Origin of the sequence: Streptomyces sp. Tu 2975 (assembly GCF_009832925.1) — a bacterium.
In the GTDB taxonomy this organism is placed as follows: Bacteria; Actinomycetota; Actinomycetes; order Streptomycetales; family Streptomycetaceae; genus Streptomyces.
In genome coordinates this window covers 5,567,520-5,583,416 of record NZ_CP047140.1, presented here as the reverse complement: position 1 = coordinate 5,583,416, position 15,897 = coordinate 5,567,520, and the positions used below count along the sequence as shown (strand labels likewise).

Here is a 15,897-nt window from a genome sequence, read left to right as displayed (position 1 = left end):
GCCGTGACCGCCTCACTACCCGACGTCACACTGGCCGGGTCGTCCTCGTGGCCCGGAACCCTCGTGCCCTCGTCAGCCCGCGGCCTCCGCGCCCGCGTCGAGTCGTTGCCGTGCGGCGGACGCCGCGGCGACGCAGAACTCGTTGCCCTCCGGGTCCGCCATCACGATGTGGTGCCCGTCGAACGCCTCCAGGACGCTGCCGCCCGCCGCGACCAGCCGCTGCGACTCCGCCCGGACGCGGGCCCACCGCTCCGCCGGGGTGCCGTGGCCGGGCACGCGGACGTCGAGGTGGAGCCGGTTCTTCGCCGTCTTCGGCTCCGGCACCTTGAGGATCGACAGGCGCGGGCCGGTGCCGTCGGGGGCGCACAGCCAAGCCCCGTCGTCCGCCGAGTCGTCCTCCGGCAGGTCGAACTGGGCGAGCCACTCCTCACGCGTCGTGTACGGAGCGGGCGGCGGCTCGTCGATGTACCCGAGGGCCGTCTTCCAGAACGCGGCGAGGAGTTGCGCGTCGGCGCAGTCGAGGGTCAGGTCGAACGTGGCTGTCATGCGGGCGACAGTAACGGCCGCCTACGACAACGCCCCGGCGTTCCACAGCACCCCGGCGGCCCCGGACCCTGGCCGTTTCACGGCTTGGGGCGGGGGCACCCGGCCGCCGATGGACCAGGAAACGGACGGGAAGACCACGTCGAGCTTCTACGGGACCACCTGTGCCCGACCGCCCCCGGCGCCCCGGCCCGCGCCCCGACGCCGCACGGCGGAACGTTGTGACGAGGAAACCTGAGGAGATTCCCATGAAGATCGGCATCATCGGCGCAGGACGCGTCGGCTCGACCCTGGCCCGCCACTTCGTGCGCGTCGGCCATGACGTGGTCATCAGCAACTCCAGGGGGCCGGAGACCCTCGCCGGGCTCGTAGAGGAGATCGGCGGCACCCTGCGGGCGGTCACCGCCGAGCAGGCCGCGACGTTCGGGCAGGTCGTCGTGGTCGGCATTCCGTACGGCCGGTACAAGGAACTGCCGGCGGACGCCCTCAAGGACAAGGTCGTGATCGACACCTGCAACTACTACGCGCAGCGCGACGGCCACGACGCCGAACTCGACGACGACCGCACCACCTCCAGCGAGAAGATCCGCGCCCACACGAACGCCAACGTGGTGAAGGCGTTCAACGCGATCCACTGGGAGAACCTCCGCGACCGTGGCCGGCCCAAGGGAGAGCCGGGCCGGCTGGCCATCCCCATCTCCGGGACCGACACGGAGGCCAAGGCAGTGGTCGCCGGGCTGATCCGGGACATCGGCTTCGACCCGGTCGACGCCGGCGACATCGGGCGGGGCGGCCGCACCCACCAGCCCGGGGCGCGCCTCTACGGGGCCGAGCTGACCGCGGAGGAGGCGAACGACCTTCTCAGGGCGGGCGCCGCGACCTGAACCGAGGAGCCCGCCACCGAAGCGGCCTCCTTGGGCGTGGCCCACGGCCCCGCCCGCCCCTGTTTGGGAGGCCCGCGCCGTGCTACCCGTCCTGCGCGCGCCGCCCGCGCGCCGCACACGACGAGGAGATGACGATGGCCATGACCACGTCCGCGAAGGACATGCTGAACACCTATCCCGCCGACCTCGGCGGCGTCGACCAGGAGGCCATGAGCCGCTGCATCGAGGCGTGCGCCGCCTGCGCACAGGCGTGTACGGCCTGCGCCGACGCCTGCCTGTCCGAGGGCATGGTCGGCGACCTGACGAAGTGCATCCGCACCGACATGGACTGCGCCGACATCTGCACCGCCACCGCGGCCGTCCTGTCGCGTCACACCGGTTACGACGCGAACATCACCCGCGCGATCGTGCAGGCGTGCGCCACGGCCTGCAAGGCCTGCGCGGACGAGTGCGCGAAGCACGCCGACATGCACGAGCATTGCCGCCTCTGCGCCGAGGCGTGCCGGACCTGCGAACAGGCGTGCAACGAACTTCTCGCCACCCTCGGTTGAGACAACCGCACTGCCGCAGAGGGGCGTTAGGGACCGGCGGACGCGGCCGCACGGACGGACACCCGACGGACGGCCGTGGGCGCCGGCCCGGCCGTCCGGGCCGTTCACATCCCGTAAACGCCCTGCGTGCACGGCGAGTTGGTCGCGAGGCGGGTCATCAGGGAACGAGCCGTTCCCCGGCCGGTTGGTCTAGGTTGGGACCTGGTCGAGGAATCGTTTCGCGCCCAGGAGGCCCACTCGTGTCAGAACACGACCCCCAGCTCGCCGCCGCCGCGGACATACGCGCCCGGATCGACACGAGCAAGCCCCATTCCGCCCGTTTCTGGAACTACTTCGTCGGCGGCAAGGACCACTACGAGGTCGACCGCGAGACCGGCGACCACATCAAGGACATCTTCCCGGGCCTCGTCGACGTGGCCCGCACGAGCCGCCAGTTCCTTGGACGCGCGGTCCGGCATCTCGCGGTCGAGCAGGGCATCCGGCAGTTCCTCGACATCGGTACGGGTCTGCCCACCGCCGACAACACCCACGAGGTCGCGCAGCGCGTCGCCCCGGATGCGCGGATCGTGTACGTCGACAGCGACCCGCTCGTCCTGGCCCACGCCCGGGCCCTGCTCACGAGCACGCCGGAGGGCAGGACGGCGTACCTGGACGCCGATCTGTACGCCCCCGAGGAGATCCTCAAGGCCGCCGAGGGCACGCTGGACCTGTCCCGGCCCGTCGCGCTGATGATCCTCAACACCCTCGGCCACGTCGCCGACCACGACCAGGCACGGGACGTGGTGAACCGGCTCATGGCGGGTCTGCCGTCGGGCAGTTACCTCGTGATCAGCGACAGCACCTCCACCAGTGCGGGCATGATCGCGGCCTCCGAGGCGTACAACTCCAGTGGCGCGGTCCCGTACTACGTGCGCAGCGTCGACGAGATCGCCGCCTTCTTCGACGGCCTGGAGCTGGCGGAGCCCGGAGTCGTCCAGGTGACGCAGTGGCGCCCGGAGTCCGACGACACGGGCGGCATGACGGCCGTGGACGCCTACGGTGCGGTGGGCCGCAAGCCGTAGCGGAGCGGGCACGAACGACGCCGCCGTCCCCGGCTCGCGGGGACGGCGGCGCTGTGACTCCCCTTGGGCGCACGGCCGTTCAGCGGCCCTTGAACAGCCTTGTTCAGGAAGGCCTGCGGAACAGCGCCGACCACAGGAAGGCTTCCCCGAACAACGGGGACCCGACCGGTTCGTCGCGCATGCGACGCAGCTCGACCTCCTCCAGGTCGGAGAAGATCCACCGCAGCGACTCGGGCGTGTAGGCGAGGCCGCCGTGCAGCCGGGACCGGTCGTAGAACTCGGTGTCGGGCAGTTCGGATCCCATCGCTCCGGACGCGAAGCAGGTGAGGGCGAAGCGACCGCCGGGGGCGAGGACCCGGTCGAGGAGCTGAAGGTAGCTGACGCGCCGGTGGGGCGGCAGATGGTGGAAGCAGCCCGAGTCGTACACCAGGTCGTACGGGCCGCCGAATTCGACCGGGTCGAGAGCGAAGGCGTCGCCCCGGTGGAACCGGACGGCGCCCCCGGCCCCGGTCTCGCGGGCGCGTTCCTCGGCCCAGGAGATCGCGACCGGCGAGAGGTCGACGGCGTCCACCTGGAATCCCAGTGAGGCGAGGTGCAGGGCGTTGCGGCCGGGACCGCAGCCCAGATCGAGTGCCCGTCCCGGAGCGACCAGTCCCCTGTCGAGGTACGAGGCCAGGTTCTCGTCGGGCTTCGCCACGAAGAACGGCACAGGCTTGGAGCGGTCGCTGTAGAAGTCGTCCCACCAGTCGGCCGCACCCTCGGTCCAGCGGTCGGCCTCCGGCGCGAACAGACCGTCCAGAAGCTTCATGACGTCGTCGACCGTACGTATGCCCCGGTCCATAGGACCCCCCTTTCAACGATGGTCGAACGCTACGACCGAACAGCACGGAAGACCAGCTCAGAGCCGGTGCGAGCGGCCTTCGGAAAGCCTCTGGGCGCACGCCGGCCAGGCTGCCGGCCAGCCGGCCGGGCCCTGCCCCGAGCTGCCCGCACACGGCGCCGGGCGACCCCACCGAAGGCGCCGAGGACGGCAGAACGGGCGGGGCCGGAGCGGGTTTTCCGGGCGGCACGACGGCGAGTCCTGCTCTTCCCCATGCGCACCTAGTCAACTTTGACTACTCTCACGGGATGACCGAGAAGACCATCCCCCTGCTCCCCTGCCACGCGATCCAGCCGGTGGTCGACTTCTACACAGCGCTGGGTTTCGGGACGACCTTCTTCCAGAAGAGCCCTTACCCGTACGCGGTCGTGGAACGAGGCCCGGTGCAATTGCAGTTCTTCGCCATGAAGGGGTACGACCCCGCGGAGTCCTACTCCGGCTGCTACATCGTCACGGACGATGTCGACGGCCTCCACGCCACCTTCCGCGGCGGCCTCAAGGCCGCCTACGGAAAGATCCCCGGCCGCGGTCTGCCACGGATAGGGCCGCTGAAGGACATGTCCTACGGGATGCGGCAGTTCCTGATGACGGACCCCGGCGGCAACAGCATCCGCATCGGCCAGGAGATCAAGGAAGCCGGCGCCCAGGAACAGGACGGCGGCCACGATGCGCACCAAGACGGGGACCACGCCGGAAAGCAGGGCGCGGAACCGGGCAACGGCGACCAACGGCCCGTATCAGAAGGGAGGGTCGCGCGGGCGCTGCGCACCGCCGACCTCTTCGTCGACTCGAAGCAGGACCTGCCGGGCGCCGCGAAGATCATCGATAACGCCCTGCGACTCGACGGCGAGCACCCCTCTCCCCCGCAGCTCCTGCGCCTGCTGGTGCTGCGCGCGGACGTCGCGCACCGGCTCGGCGACGAGAAGACGGCGGAGCGCATGCTGTCACAGGCCGCCGGGGTCGAGCTCAGCGCGGACGAGCGGGCCTCCGCCCGCGACGCACTCGAACGTCTCACCGAGCTGCTGTCCTGACCGTCCCACGGCCGGCACCCGGCCGCGGGACCGGGTACGGCCCCGGGTCGGGGCCGTACCCCGGCCGGCCGCTCCCCGGATGCCCGCTGCCCGGCGAGACGGCAAGGTGGCCTTCGCCAGGACCTTCCCCGACCGGACGAGGAGCGCCCGTGTCCGTGACCCCTTACCGGCATGCCGCCGTCGTTGCCGGGACCGTGCTCCTCGCCCTCACCGCCGCGGGCTGCTCCGGCCTCGGCCGCACCGCCGTAGGCACGTTCACCTACGAGAGCGGGCACGAACACCACACGACTGTCACCAGCCCCAGGGTCACCGGCTGCCACCACTTCGAGCACCCGGGCGCCGTCGCGGTCGAGAACGAGACGGAGACGGACGCCGTCGTCTACCCGACGGACGACTGCTCCGGCGGCGAGTCGATCTACATTCCGTCGATGACGTCCGACGTCCCGGCGCCGGGTGCGGGCCCCTGGCTGAGCTACAGCTTCGTCCACTAGACGCGGGACCCACCGGCGCTGCCGGCCGGGCAGGAAGGGCTCAGAAGAGGACCCGGGCCGCGTCGAGGGCCGCGGCGGCCTCCTCGTCCCCCTCGTACACCAGATCGCCGCGCGCGGGCCGCCCCGACAGATGCCGGGCGAAGGCGATCGCGTCCGCCCGGAGGACGACGGCGGGCGGGCCGCTGCCGAGCCGATGACGGCCGCCGGCCGGGCCCGACAGTTCCAGCAGACAGGGCGGACCGGTCCAGCCGAGCGCCAGGTCCAGCACGATCTGGCTCACGATCTCGCGGTCATGGTCGTCGAGCACCAGGTCGACCCCGGTGGCGTCGCTGATGTCCACGCGGTGCATCCATGTGTCGCGGGCGACCAGGACCCTGTTCATGTATTCCATCGAGTCCTCGGGAAGCGCCTTCCCCTCGGGAAAGATCAGGCTGAGCCGCACCCTCTTGCGGACCGGGGCGGGCATACGGCGCAGGGAGCGGGCGCCCCGAGGCGCGAGGCGGGCGAAATCGGCGGTCAGTTCCGGACCCGGCACGTCACTGCGTTCCTCGACCTGGCGCGCGTTGTGACAGTCGAGCGCACCGAGATCGGGGTGCGCCTCCCGGCCGCGCCTGATCCGGCTGATCATGAGCCACGGCTTGGGCAACTCCTCGTACTGCCCGACCTCGTGGGCGACCATGTCGCGTACCGTCCAGCCCGCGCAGGCCGTGGGCCGGGACCAGGCCTCGCGCTCGGCACCGAGCGCGCGCATCGCGGCGAGCGAGGCACGTATCTCCGCCTCGTTCACCTCACGTGCCCGCGCGGCGGAGGTCCGGGGGATCTCCCGCGCGGAGACGGTCGGTGTGGCCATGGTGCACCTCCTCGTGCCCCCGCTCTCAGGCTACGCCGGACCTTCGGACCCTCGACGGGGCCCGACTGCGCCGCTCACGTACGGCTGAGGGCTGTCCCGCAAAGATCGGGTTGAGTATCTGGCCCGTGGCGCTTTGCCCCGGGCCTGCGGTCCATCAGGCGACCGTCCCACCCGCGTTCCGGATCAGTTGCTGGAGCACCTTCACCGTGGTGACGTAGTCCGCGTCGTCGATGCCCTCGTGGAGGGCGGCGCGGATCGCGGGGGCGTTGCGGGCCAGGTCGACGCGGGCCTTTTCCCCTTCCGGGGTGAGCCACAGCCGGTCCTCGGTGTCCTGGGCCAGCCAGCCGCATGCAAGGAGCCCCTCTGCTTCCGCCGACAGGTCGTCCTCGGGACGGATGTAGGAGGTCATTGCCTCCCGCAGCTCGGGCAGGGTCATCCCCTCGCCGTCGGGCGAGATGTCGTTCACCGACAGGTTGCGCAGCAGCCAGAACTGAGGCTGGGTGTAGCCCTTTTCGGCCTGCTGGGCACGGGTGTACGCGATGAGCGCCTCGTAGGCCACACCGGTCCAGTACGCGGCGGGCTGTCCGGCGAGTTCGGCGTCAGAGATCTGCTGTGTCGTCATGGGGTATCCCCTCCATGCACCTCAGGGTGGGCCCGCACACTGTGCAGGTCGTGGGGAGACCGTATGACCTCAAGTTCGGTTGAGGTCAAGCAGGTGATCTTCTGGGCGACTGTGGGTGCGGGGAAGGAGGAACCCTGCCTCTGACTGGCAACTACGGGTTGCGTGAGACGTCGACCCCCGCCACGGACCGGTCACGCGGCCGCTCGTGGCGCCTGTCTCTGGAAGATCGGATGCTGCTGGTCGTTGTGTACCGGCGCACGAACTTGATCGGGCCGGGCAGGGCATGTACCGCAGGCAGCCGGCGCGCATGAACCGCCGTGCACCCGCCGCTGTACCGCTATGCGCCGGCCGCGCGTCGGCCGAGGACGGGCTCGGCCAGCAGCCTGGCCGCTCCGCAGAGCGTCTGGCCGTGCCGGGAGAAGAGTTCGTCGCGCGAGTCGAAGTGACCGAGGTCCGTGAGGACGTGGGCCGACAGGTCACAGGGCGCGCCGGCGGACGGGCAGGCCGTCGACCCGTCCCAGTCGATCGCCGTCCTCGACAGCGCCTCGAAGAGCGTCTCCGCCTCGGCGTTGGTGAAGCCGCCACCCGGATCACCACTCAACTCGCCCAGTTCACCGAAGAGTTCGGAGACCGTCAGCCATGAAGCTGCGGGGTGCCCGTCCGGCGAGAGACCGTCGATCCGGAACTCCGGCCATGCGAGGAGGACCTGGTCGGGGACGATCCGGTGCAGCCGGGGAAAGCGCGGATACCAGAACGCTCCGTCGACCACGAGTCCGCGTACCCGGGTGGCGATCCCGGACGCCCGCGCCACGGACTCCAGGACGGCCAGTCTCTGGCTGCACGAGCCCCGGCCTCGGCGCAGGACCTCCGACACGGGCCGCTCGTCCTGCACCGAGTACACGGGCCGTACGGCTGTGGCGATCCATCGGTGGGCCCTGCGCAGGGCCTGCACCTGGTCCGCGGCGGCCGTTTCCGGACCCGGCGCGGTCCCCGACGAGGCCGTCGTACCGAGGCCGCGGACGAGCATGGCGACGCGGGGGTGGTGCCGGTCGAGGATCCGTGTCGGCTCCGTGCCGCCCGCGACGATCCCCGTGGGGGCCGTACGCACACGGACACGGCCTCGCGGCCGGAGTATCGAGCTCGTCATCCGACGACGTCCTTTCGTCCCGCGCCGGAGTGTCCATGGCCGGCCGGAGACATCGTGACAGAGTTTTTGAACGCGCTCAACTATGTCGTCCGCAGTCCGTCCAGCCGCCGGTCGCACACGACCGCACCGCTGCCCCCTGCCACACGCTCACCTCCGAGCCTGTTACGACCGCCCGGCCGCGACCTGCGCACCCACCACGTCCAGCGCCGCTCCCCACGGGTACGCGCCCGCCCGTTCCTGACCTGGCCCCCGGCCCTGGACGCGGCCCGGCTCGTGCGGGGCGAGACCGTTCTCCCCGTAGCCGTACAGGACGGACACGCCGGCCGAACGCAGCGTCTCCACAGACCTTTCGAACTGCGGGTGCCGGGCGAACGCGGCGTTCACACAGGGCACCGCCACCGTCGGGACTCCCCTCCCGATCGCCTCCGCGGCGGCTCCCACCACGAACGACGAGGTCAGGCCCAGGGCCCACGCGTTGAGGCTGTTGAACGTCACCGGCGCGAACAGTACCGCGTCGGCCGACGGCCAGACCTCCGGCTCTCCGGGCCGGTCGTAGGCGAATCGGACCGGGTGGCCGGTGAGCACCGCCAGGCCGTCGAGGCTGGGCTCCAGCCAGCGCGCCGCGTCGGGCGTCAGGCCGAGACACACGTCCCAACCACCGGCCTGAGCCTGCTCGATCACCTGGGCGACGTCGAACACGGGAGGCGCGGCGGAGCAGAAAAGATGCAGAGTCGTCCTCGTCATGCGCTCCATCCGATCACACGCCTCCCCACGTCCAGGAGCGCAATCGAGGGCGCCTCCTGGATCGCTTCATGATCTTCACCACGTCCATGACCCCGGGCGCATGCCAGGATGCGCGGTATGGACCTGGACCAGGAACTTGATCAGAGGCTCGTCGACGCGGCGCTCGCACAACTGCACCGCCGGTGGCCCGCCGACGAGCCGGGCGGTGCCGCCGCGCTCCGCCTGGACGACGGCGGGATACTCACCAGCGTCGGCCTCGACAACCTGAACGGCGGGGTGTCGCTCTGCCACGAGACGGGCGCGATCTGCCAGGCGTACACGCTGAACCGACGGGTCACCGCGTCGGTCTGCGTCTACCGGGACCCGGAACGGGACCAGGTACTGATCCTGCCGCCGTGCGGCATCTGCCAGGAACGCCTCGCCCTGTGGGGCCCCGAGGTCCAGGTCGCGGTCCCGGACGCCGACTCGACGACGGGATGGCGCGCCCGCACCCTCCGGGACGTCAACCCCTACTACTGGGGTACGCAGTTCACGGACGACGGCATGTGGCCGTCCCAGAAGTCCCACTCCGAGTAAGGCGTTGCCGTAGAGGGGAATCCGCGGCCGCCACCTGATCGTTCAGAATGCATGGCTGTCATCCACCGCACCACCATGACCCCCGGCAAGCTGGAACTCCTCGCCGCCTGGCTGCCCTCGCGGCCCTGGTACGAGGGCACGGCGGGCAGGCCCGAACTCTCCAAGGCCGGCGGATTCCGCCTCGACGACCCCAAGGGGGAGGTGGGCATCGAGTTCATGGTGATCACCGACACCTCCGGTGACCGGCCGCTCTCCTACCACGTACCTCTCAGCTACCGCGCGGCGCCGCTCGAGGGAGCCGACGAGGCCGCTCTCATCGGCACGTCCGAGCACGGCGTCCTCGGCACGCGCTGGGTGTACGACGGGACCCATGACCCGGTCCTCGTCGAGCAGTTGCTCGCCCTTGTCGAGGGCAATGCCGAGCCGCAGGCCCAGAGTGTGAGCGACACGCCAGACCCCTCGGTCACCGCGCACCTCACCGGAGCCCCGCTCCCACGCACGGCCACGCCGGCGCCGGTAACCGACGACGCACACGGAACGTACCTCGCGGTGGCACCCGGCCTGAGCCTCCACGTGACCCGCCGCCTCGACGCCGACGCTCTGACGCCGGACACCAGGGGCCACGTCACCGCGAGCTGGCACACTCCGGACGGCACCGAGAACCGCTCCCGGTTCGCGGTCCTCGGCGACACAACTCCCTGACGCACCGGGCTGACGCCGGCCGCCTCCTGCGCCTCGCGGCCGGCGCACCCTCGGGACGCGACCTCGCCCCCGGGCTTCCCGTGGGCCCCTCCTGATCAGCGCTTCTGTGACCGGTACCGTTTGAGCTGCTCGACGGGAACTACAGGCCCCCCGCCGCGCGCGCCTTGGCCGCCACACGGATCTGCTCGGTGTTCAACCCGGCCTGCTCGGTAAGCGTCGCGAGGTCGAAGTAGATCGTCTCGCCCGCCATGAGGTCGCCCTTGAACGGGACGACATTGGCGAACGGCACGGCAAAGGACCCACCGCTCGGAGGTACGCCCAGCCAGGCACCCCCGCTCGTCCCGCGCAACGTGCCCCAGACCACGAGAACGTCATCGCCGAAGGCGATGCCCTGGTCATCGGGGCTGAGATCGGGAAATGCCGTGAAGTACCCCACGTAAGCGGCTCGGGCCGCGTCCCTGCCCTCACTCCGCAACCCGAGCGGCACCGTCTCGAGGAAGCAGTCCTCGGCGAACGTGGCGAGGATGGCGTCATAGTCCCGGGCGGCTTCGGCCTCACGGTGAGCCTCGAACAGGCGGATCATCGCATCGCGGTCCATGCTGCCCTCCGTGCTTGAGGGTCTCCTTCCAGCGTATGGCCGTGACCTGCGTGGCGCCCGACGGCACCGCCCTCGCCGGAACACGCTGCCCGACGTGCACTTCCCTGCGTCCGGGAAGACGCCGAACGCCTGTCGAAGCAGTGGGCGACGAACCTCGCCGCGCAGTCACACACAGCGAGAGGTGCAGGCACTCCGAGGGCAGATGCAGAAGGCCCCTCGCCATGCCGGCGAGGGGCCTTCGCGCGCCGATCGGCGCGGACGGTGTCGAACCGCCGAGAGGTGCTTCGTATTCGGTCCTCAGCTCCGGCCGGCTCGGTCGGGGGCGACCACGGCGGCCGCACTCGGCTCGACCAGTTCGGGCTTCGGTACGGGTCGCGGTGCCGGCAGGTGCACCGACGCGGCCTGCCGGTCCCACCGTCCGGTGGTCCGCACGTAGCCGTAGACCACCGAGGCCGTCGCCAGGACGAGCAGCGGACCGAACACCCACGGCTGCTCGGCCATCTGCACCGAGAGATAGCGATACGACGCCAGGAGCGCAGCGAAGACCGCGGTGCCGTAGACGACCGTCTGGACACCCTGCCGGTCCCAGCCGCGGTCGAGCGCCCGCAGAGCCGTCTCGATCGTGAGCGTGAAGACCACACCGGCGATGATGTCCGCGCCGTAGTGGTAGCCGAAGCCCAGCGTTGCGCCGAGCGTGGCGATCAGCCAGAACGCGCCCAGGCAGCGCAGAGCCCACGGGCCCTTGAGCGAGTGGATGAAGATCGCGGTGGCCCACGCCGTGTGCAGACTGGGCATGCAATTTCGCGGCGGGGTCTCGTCGAAGAGCATCGGCTGCGGGATGCCGACCGGCGGCGGTGTGTCCGGCCACAGGTCGGCCACCGCCCAGGCACCCCCGTCGGCACCGTAGACGAAGATCGGTCCGACCACCGGGAAGAGCATGTAGATGCCCGGCCCGAGCAGGCCGATGGCCAGAAACGTGCGCACCAGATGATGCCCTGGGAAGCGGCGCTCGGCCGCCACGTTGCGCAGTTGATACAGCGCGACGAGCACCGCGGCCACCGCGAGCTGGATGTAGACCCAGTCGAGAACGTGGGCGCCGACCGGGCCGGTGGCCTCGACGATCCGGCCCACCACCCACGACGGGTCGCCCAACGCGCGATCGGCGGTCGCCACGTACTGGTCGAGCACCGTCGGGCGCGTCTCCGACGTGATCATCAGCCAGGTGTAGCCGGTCTTGCGGCCGGCCACCAGCAGCAGTGCCAGTCCGACGCCTTTCAGCAGCAGAGCGCGATCACGGCCGGTGCGGCGCGTGACGGCGATCACGGCGCAGGCCAACGTCACCCACAACGCGCCGTTGCCGAACATCATCTCGGCGTCGACGATCCACCGCACGAGCCAGAAGGCGGCGTCGATGCCGATCGCGGCGCCCAGCGCGACGAACCGCTGCCGCCACGGGAGCACCACCAACATCAACGCCATGCTGGCGTACAGCACGGTCCCCGACTTGGGGGCGAAGATCACCTCTCGCGCCTGGTCGGTGATCGGCCCCCGCTCGCCGTACCGACGCGCGGCGATCTCCAGAGCAATGAGGAATCCGAGGCCCACCGCGCTCACCGCGACCCACAGCATGACGCGTGGCTGACGCCATGCACCGAGCCGAGGGCTGCCGCCTCGCCGCGAAGACCCTCGCGCTAGTGTGGATATCAATTTTTCAACCGATTTGTGATATTTTGACATGATCGTTATGAGCTCGAACATGCTAGCGGAGAAAGTGGGTTCCGCTCCACGGGTGGGTCAAATCCAGCGATCGGCTCCCCCGTTGCCCGCACCCCGACCCGGCGACCAGTAGCGCCGCGCGGCCCGGATCGAGGCGACGCCGGCAGCTCTCCCGGGCCAAGGGGAGACGGCCTCCCCGTGAGTCCCCCTCGGTCATGGCGCGACACCGGCTGAAACAGGCGCCCGAGAAGACCGTCCCTGCCGTGTCGGCCCGTGCCGGGCTCGGGGCCCGCGACCGTCGAAGGCCCACCGGCTCGCTTGATCCATGAGGTCGGTGATGTCGTGTGTTGCCGTCTCCCGGTACCCCGGCCAGAGTCGACCGCACGGAGGAGCACCGGTGCCGGAGGGCGGCGCCGACGGCGCGAAGGAGGCTCGCGATGAGCAAGGTGGTGCTGGACGTGTCGATGTCCCTGGACGGGTTCACGGCCGGACCGAACGTCCGGGAGGAGGAACCCATGGGGGACGGCGGCGAACAGCTGCATGAGTGGATGGCCGGGAAGGGGCCGGACGGCGCGGTGGACATCGGCATCCGCCAGGAGCTGGACGCGTCGGTGGGGGCCACCGTCATCGGACGACGCACCTTCGACCTCGGCCGGGGCCCGTGGGGCGGCACGCCGTGGCCCGGCGTCCCCAGCTTCGTGGTCACCCACCGGACCAGGGAGGACCTGCTCGGCGACAACGGCGGAACGTTCGCCTTCGACGGGCTGGAGGCCGCGGCCCGGCGTGCCACGGAAGCCGCGGGGGACAAGGACGTCCTGGTCCTGGGTGCCGCCGTCGCCCGGCAGTTGCTCAGGGCGGGCCTGCTCGACGAGGTGCGCCTCCACCTCGTCCCCCTGCTGATGGGAGAGGGAACGCCGCTGTTCGCCGGGGAGCGGATCGGGCTGATCCCCCAGGGGGCACCCGTCGCGGGGTCCGTGACCCACCTGCGCTACAGCGTCCCGAAGCCCTGACGCCCGCCCTCACCGGTTTCGGCTCGGCAGGAGGAGGTGTGCGCGTCGAGGGCTAGGCAGCCGGTTCCGGCTCCACAGCAGCCGGCACAGGGCCGGTCCCGCAACGTTGCGTACGCTCGCTCGATCTCGCCAAGGTACTGCTCCAGGCGGAAGCGACCTTCCCCGACGGGCCTGCCGTCGGGGCCCGGAAACAGCAGGTCGGATTAGATGACCGTCCCGCCACGGAGCCTGACCCGGATCGTCAACCTGTCCGGCCCTGGCTCGGGCTGCTCCTGGGCCGCCACATCCACCTGGCACGGCGTATCCGTCGGACCGAGCGGTCCGCCCGGGTGGAGCAGTTGCCCCTGGTGTCCAGACCGGCCATGCTGCTGTCGCTGCGCGCGACCATGTCGAGGCCGTCGACGAAGAGGTACGTGTGAACGGCAGTACACGCCGGCGGCCCAGGACACGCGCTGATGAACAGCCTGCTCACCGTGCTGTCGCGTTGCCCGTCGGGCACGGTGGCCCTCACCTCGCGTGGGGACCTACGCGGCATCCGCCTGATGTGACGTCATGGGCCGATCGTAGTTCCCGCGCCGTAAGCGGAAGCCGCTGAGCTACGTTCACGACGCCTCTCCGCCGCCTTCTCCCCTCCCCTCCCGCCTCTCCCCTCCTCTCCCTCCTCTCCCGCCTCTCCCCTCCTCTCCGGCCGAGGAACGCGCGCCCCTGTTCACCGGTGCAGGGCTGGGCCGGCCCCTCGCCGGCTACGGGGTACGGGTGAAGGACCGGCGGTACGAGCGGGGCGGAACTCCCCGACGCCGTACGAACTGTGCGCGCAGGACGGCCGCGCTTCCGAAACCGACCAGTCGCGCGATCTCCTCGACGGGGAGGCCCGTGGTCTCGAGGAGTTCCTCGGCGCGACCGAGCCGCAGGCCGAGCAGCCAGGCGTGCGGGGTGGTGCCGGTCGAGGCGGCGAAGCGGCGGGCGAAGGAGCGCCTGCTCATCAGGGCTCGGCGGGCCAACTCCGCCACGGGAAGCGGCTCGTGGAGGTGCTCGCGGGCCCAGGCGACCACGTCGGCGAGCCGATCGTCATCGCAGTCCGCGGGTGCCGGGGTGGCCAGGTACTGGGCCTGTCCCCCGTCCCGGTGGGACGGCAGGACCAGGTCTCGCGCGATGGCGTTGGCCGTGGCGGCGCCGTACTCCCGCCGCAGGAGGTGCAGGCACAGATCGAAGCCGGCGGCGGCTCCCGCACCTGTGGCGATCCGGCCTTCGTCGATGTACAGGGCGTCGGGCTCGACGGTGACGTCCGGGTGGCGTTCGGCCAGCAGACCGGCGAACCGCCAGTGGGTGGTGGCGCGCCGCCCGTCGAGCAGACCGGCCGCGGCGAGCGCGAAAGCACCGACACAATGTCCCGCGACCAACGCGCCGCGCTCATGCGCGGCGGTCAGCGCCTCGAGCACGGCGGGCGCCGGTGGTGTACGGAAGTCCGCCCAGGGCAGGGCGATCACGAGATCGGCGGCGGCCAGCCGGTCCAGGCCGTGCTCGACCATGACGGGCAGCCCCACATCAGTGCGGACCCGTCCGGGACGGCCGGTGCACAGGGCGAAGTCGAAGCGGGGCAGGTCCGGGCCGCGGGCGTCGAACACCTCGGACACGATGCCGACTCCGAGCATCCCGACACCGTGCGAGGCGTAGGCGGCGACCGTCACGAAGGGGGGCATGCGGGCAGTGTGGCACGATTCCTGCGATCGGTGGCAGTGCGGCCACTCGTGAAGAAGGTTGCTGCCCCGAAGACTTGGGGCCATGACAGACACACCGCTCGGCCGCAGCGCCACCTACAAGATCCTGACGACCGGCTACACCCTTTCCACCGGTCCCGGGGTGGCCGCCACCGTCTCCTACATCAGTGACGGGGAACGCCACGTGATCGTCGACCCGGGCATGGTGGCCGGCCGCGAGCGGATCCTCGGCCCGCTCGCGGAGTCGGGGATCGGCCCCGACGACATCACCGACGTGGTGCTCAGCCACCACCATCCCGACAACACCATGAACGTCGGCCTCTTCGGCCGGGCTCGCGTCCACGACCACAAGGCGATCTACCAGAACGACCAGTGGACCGATCGCGACGCCGAGGGCTACGAGCTCACCTCCTCGCTCAGGCTGATCCGCACCCCGGGACACAGCCGCGAGGACATCACCCTGCTGGCAGGCACGGGCTCGGGTGTCGTGGCCTTCGTGGGTGACCTCTGGTGGCGCCCCAACGGCCCGGTGGACGACCCGGTGGCCCCGGACCACGCGATACTGCTGGCGTCCAGGCTCCGGGTACTTGCCGCCGCGGACGTGATCGTGCCGGGCCACGGCGCCGCGTTCCCGGCCGACGACACCGCGCCGCGCTAAGGGTGTTGCGCACGCTCGTGGCGCGTCGGCGGCCCAAGGACGTCCCGGTCACAGCCGCCCGCTTGCGGCGAGCGACACGGTTCCGTGCCGAACTCATCCGCCGTCACGGCCCGGA

At 70.9% G+C, this 15,897-nt stretch carries 18 protein-coding genes; 9 read left to right on the top strand and 9 right to left on the bottom strand.

Going from position 1 to position 15,897, the window contains the following annotated elements:
* Window positions 1-72: 72 nt before the first annotated feature.
* Entirely contained in the window at window positions 73-546 is a 474-nt protein-coding gene (locus tag GLX30_RS24750) for a VOC family protein (RefSeq protein WP_159692457.1), read from the bottom strand.
* A gap of 245 nt (window positions 547-791) precedes the next feature.
* On the opposite strand from GLX30_RS24750, the gene GLX30_RS24745 reads away from it, so the two are divergent.
* From GLX30_RS24745 to GLX30_RS24735, 3 genes are all read left to right on the top strand, one after another.
* Window positions 792-1,427 (top strand): NAD(P)-binding domain-containing protein, encoded by a 636-nt coding sequence (locus tag GLX30_RS24745; RefSeq protein ID WP_159692455.1) that lies wholly within the window; start codon window positions 792-794, stop codon window positions 1,425-1,427.
* Window positions 1,428-1,567: 140 nt separating this feature from the next.
* Entirely contained in the window at window positions 1,568-1,978 is a 411-nt protein-coding gene (locus GLX30_RS24740; RefSeq protein ID WP_159695231.1) for a four-helix bundle copper-binding protein, read from the top strand.
* 239 nt (window positions 1,979-2,217) lie between these two features.
* Window positions 2,218-3,039: an SAM-dependent methyltransferase gene (locus GLX30_RS24735; protein ID WP_159692453.1), complete on the top strand. Its 822-nt coding sequence runs from the start codon at window positions 2,218-2,220 to the stop codon at window positions 3,037-3,039.
* Window positions 3,040-3,142: 103 nt separating this feature from the next.
* Here GLX30_RS24735 and GLX30_RS24730 read toward each other — a convergent pair whose 3' ends face one another.
* Window positions 3,143-3,880, bottom strand: coding sequence for a class I SAM-dependent methyltransferase (locus GLX30_RS24730; protein ID WP_159692451.1), 738 nt, complete (start codon window positions 3,878-3,880; stop codon window positions 3,143-3,145).
* A 287-nt stretch (window positions 3,881-4,167) separates the two neighbouring features.
* Here GLX30_RS24730 and GLX30_RS24725 point away from each other — a divergent pair, with 287 nt between their 5' ends.
* Entirely contained in the window at window positions 4,168-4,950 is a 783-nt protein-coding gene (locus GLX30_RS24725) for a VOC family protein (RefSeq protein ID WP_159692449.1), read from the top strand.
* A 149-nt stretch (window positions 4,951-5,099) separates the two neighbouring features.
* Window positions 5,100-5,441, top strand: a complete 342-nt coding sequence (locus GLX30_RS24720) for a hypothetical protein (protein ID WP_159692447.1) — start codon at window positions 5,100-5,102, stop codon at window positions 5,439-5,441.
* Between the two features lie 40 nt (window positions 5,442-5,481).
* Here the strand turns inward: GLX30_RS24720 and GLX30_RS24715 are convergent, their stop codons facing one another.
* The 4 genes from GLX30_RS24715 to GLX30_RS24700 all read right to left on the bottom strand — a co-directional run bounded on the left by GLX30_RS24715 (window position 5,482) and on the right by GLX30_RS24700 (window position 8,804).
* Window positions 5,482-6,291, bottom strand: a complete 810-nt coding sequence (locus tag GLX30_RS24715; protein WP_159692445.1) for a maleylpyruvate isomerase family mycothiol-dependent enzyme — start codon at window positions 6,289-6,291, stop codon at window positions 5,482-5,484.
* Between the two features lie 154 nt (window positions 6,292-6,445).
* Window positions 6,446-6,913, bottom strand: coding sequence for a MarR family winged helix-turn-helix transcriptional regulator (locus GLX30_RS24710; RefSeq protein ID WP_159692443.1), 468 nt, complete (start codon window positions 6,911-6,913; stop codon window positions 6,446-6,448).
* Window positions 6,914-7,250: 337 nt separating this feature from the next.
* A complete protein-coding gene (locus GLX30_RS24705) occupies window positions 7,251-8,060 on the bottom strand; it encodes a transglutaminase domain-containing protein (protein ID WP_208545479.1) in 810 nt (269 codons plus the stop codon).
* Between the two features lie 162 nt (window positions 8,061-8,222).
* The gene (locus GLX30_RS24700; protein WP_159692441.1) at window positions 8,223-8,804 is read right to left on the bottom strand and encodes a flavoprotein; all 582 of its coding nucleotides are present in this window, start codon (window positions 8,802-8,804) and stop codon (window positions 8,223-8,225) included.
* A gap of 117 nt (window positions 8,805-8,921) precedes the next feature.
* Here GLX30_RS24700 and GLX30_RS24695 point away from each other — a divergent pair, with 117 nt between their 5' ends.
* Entirely contained in the window at window positions 8,922-9,380 is a 459-nt protein-coding gene (locus GLX30_RS24695) for a cytidine deaminase (protein WP_159692439.1), read from the top strand.
* A gap of 51 nt (window positions 9,381-9,431) precedes the next feature.
* Complete coding sequence (locus GLX30_RS24690; protein ID WP_159692437.1) at window positions 9,432-10,082, top strand: 1,4-alpha-glucan branching protein; 651 nt, start codon at window positions 9,432-9,434, stop codon at window positions 10,080-10,082.
* 139 nt (window positions 10,083-10,221) lie between these two features.
* On the opposite strand, the gene GLX30_RS24685 is transcribed toward GLX30_RS24690, so the two are convergent.
* Both GLX30_RS24685 and GLX30_RS24680 read right to left on the bottom strand, forming a co-directional pair.
* Window positions 10,222-10,680 carry an ester cyclase gene (locus GLX30_RS24685; protein ID WP_159692435.1) on the bottom strand — a complete coding sequence of 153 codons (459 nt, stop codon included), beginning with the start codon at window positions 10,678-10,680 and terminating at the stop codon, window positions 10,222-10,224.
* 297 nt (window positions 10,681-10,977) lie between these two features.
* Window positions 10,978-12,309, bottom strand: coding sequence for a phosphatase PAP2 family protein (locus GLX30_RS24680; protein ID WP_159692433.1), 1,332 nt, complete (start codon window positions 12,307-12,309; stop codon window positions 10,978-10,980).
* 524 nt (window positions 12,310-12,833) lie between these two features.
* On the opposite strand from GLX30_RS24680, the gene GLX30_RS24675 reads away from it, so the two are divergent.
* The gene (locus GLX30_RS24675; protein ID WP_159692431.1) at window positions 12,834-13,406 is read left to right on the top strand and encodes a dihydrofolate reductase family protein; all 573 of its coding nucleotides are present in this window, start codon (window positions 12,834-12,836) and stop codon (window positions 13,404-13,406) included.
* A 743-nt stretch (window positions 13,407-14,149) separates the two neighbouring features.
* On the opposite strand, the gene GLX30_RS24670 is transcribed toward GLX30_RS24675, so the two are convergent.
* The gene (locus GLX30_RS24670) at window positions 14,150-15,106 is read right to left on the bottom strand and encodes a helix-turn-helix domain-containing protein (protein WP_159692429.1); all 957 of its coding nucleotides are present in this window, start codon (window positions 15,104-15,106) and stop codon (window positions 14,150-14,152) included.
* Window positions 15,107-15,188: 82 nt separating this feature from the next.
* Here GLX30_RS24670 and GLX30_RS24665 point away from each other — a divergent pair, with 82 nt between their 5' ends.
* Window positions 15,189-15,782, top strand: coding sequence for an MBL fold metallo-hydrolase (locus GLX30_RS24665; RefSeq protein ID WP_159692427.1), 594 nt, complete (start codon window positions 15,189-15,191; stop codon window positions 15,780-15,782).
* Window positions 15,783-15,897: the final 115 nt, after the last annotated feature.

Excerpts from the sequence above, each read along its gene's own strand:
- GLX30_RS24750 (WP_159692457.1), bottom strand. The coding sequence starts at position 546 with ATGACAGCCACGTTCGACCTGACCCTCGACTGCGCCGACGCGCAACTC.
- GLX30_RS24745 (WP_159692455.1), top strand. The coding sequence starts at position 792 with ATGAAGATCGGCATCATCGGCGCAGGACGCGTCGGCTCGACCCTGGCC.
- GLX30_RS24740 (WP_159695231.1), top strand. The coding sequence starts at position 1,568 with ATGACCACGTCCGCGAAGGACATGCTGAACACCTATCCCGCCGACCTC.
- GLX30_RS24730 (WP_159692451.1), bottom strand. The coding sequence starts at position 3,880 with ATGGACCGGGGCATACGTACGGTCGACGACGTCATGAAGCTTCTGGAC.
- GLX30_RS24725 (WP_159692449.1), top strand. The coding sequence starts at position 4,168 with ATGACCGAGAAGACCATCCCCCTGCTCCCCTGCCACGCGATCCAGCCG.
- GLX30_RS24715 (WP_159692445.1), bottom strand. The coding sequence starts at position 6,291 with ATGGCCACACCGACCGTCTCCGCGCGGGAGATCCCCCGGACCTCCGCC.
- GLX30_RS24710 (WP_159692443.1), bottom strand. The coding sequence starts at position 6,913 with ATGACGACACAGCAGATCTCTGACGCCGAACTCGCCGGACAGCCCGCC.
- GLX30_RS24705 (WP_208545479.1), bottom strand. The coding sequence starts at position 8,060 with ATGACGAGCTCGATACTCCGGCCGCGAGGCCGTGTCCGTGTGCGTACG.
- GLX30_RS24700 (WP_159692441.1), bottom strand. The coding sequence starts at position 8,804 with ATGACGAGGACGACTCTGCATCTTTTCTGCTCCGCCGCGCCTCCCGTG.
- GLX30_RS24695 (WP_159692439.1), top strand. The coding sequence starts at position 8,922 with ATGGACCTGGACCAGGAACTTGATCAGAGGCTCGTCGACGCGGCGCTC.
- GLX30_RS24690 (WP_159692437.1), top strand. The coding sequence starts at position 9,432 with ATGGCTGTCATCCACCGCACCACCATGACCCCCGGCAAGCTGGAACTC.
- GLX30_RS24685 (WP_159692435.1), bottom strand. The coding sequence starts at position 10,680 with ATGGACCGCGATGCGATGATCCGCCTGTTCGAGGCTCACCGTGAGGCC.
- GLX30_RS24680 (WP_159692433.1), bottom strand. The coding sequence starts at position 12,309 with ATGCTGTGGGTCGCGGTGAGCGCGGTGGGCCTCGGATTCCTCATTGCT.
- GLX30_RS24675 (WP_159692431.1), top strand. The coding sequence starts at position 12,834 with ATGAGCAAGGTGGTGCTGGACGTGTCGATGTCCCTGGACGGGTTCACG.
- GLX30_RS24670 (WP_159692429.1), bottom strand. The coding sequence starts at position 15,106 with ATGCCCCCCTTCGTGACGGTCGCCGCCTACGCCTCGCACGGTGTCGGG.
- GLX30_RS24665 (WP_159692427.1), top strand. The coding sequence starts at position 15,189 with ATGACAGACACACCGCTCGGCCGCAGCGCCACCTACAAGATCCTGACG.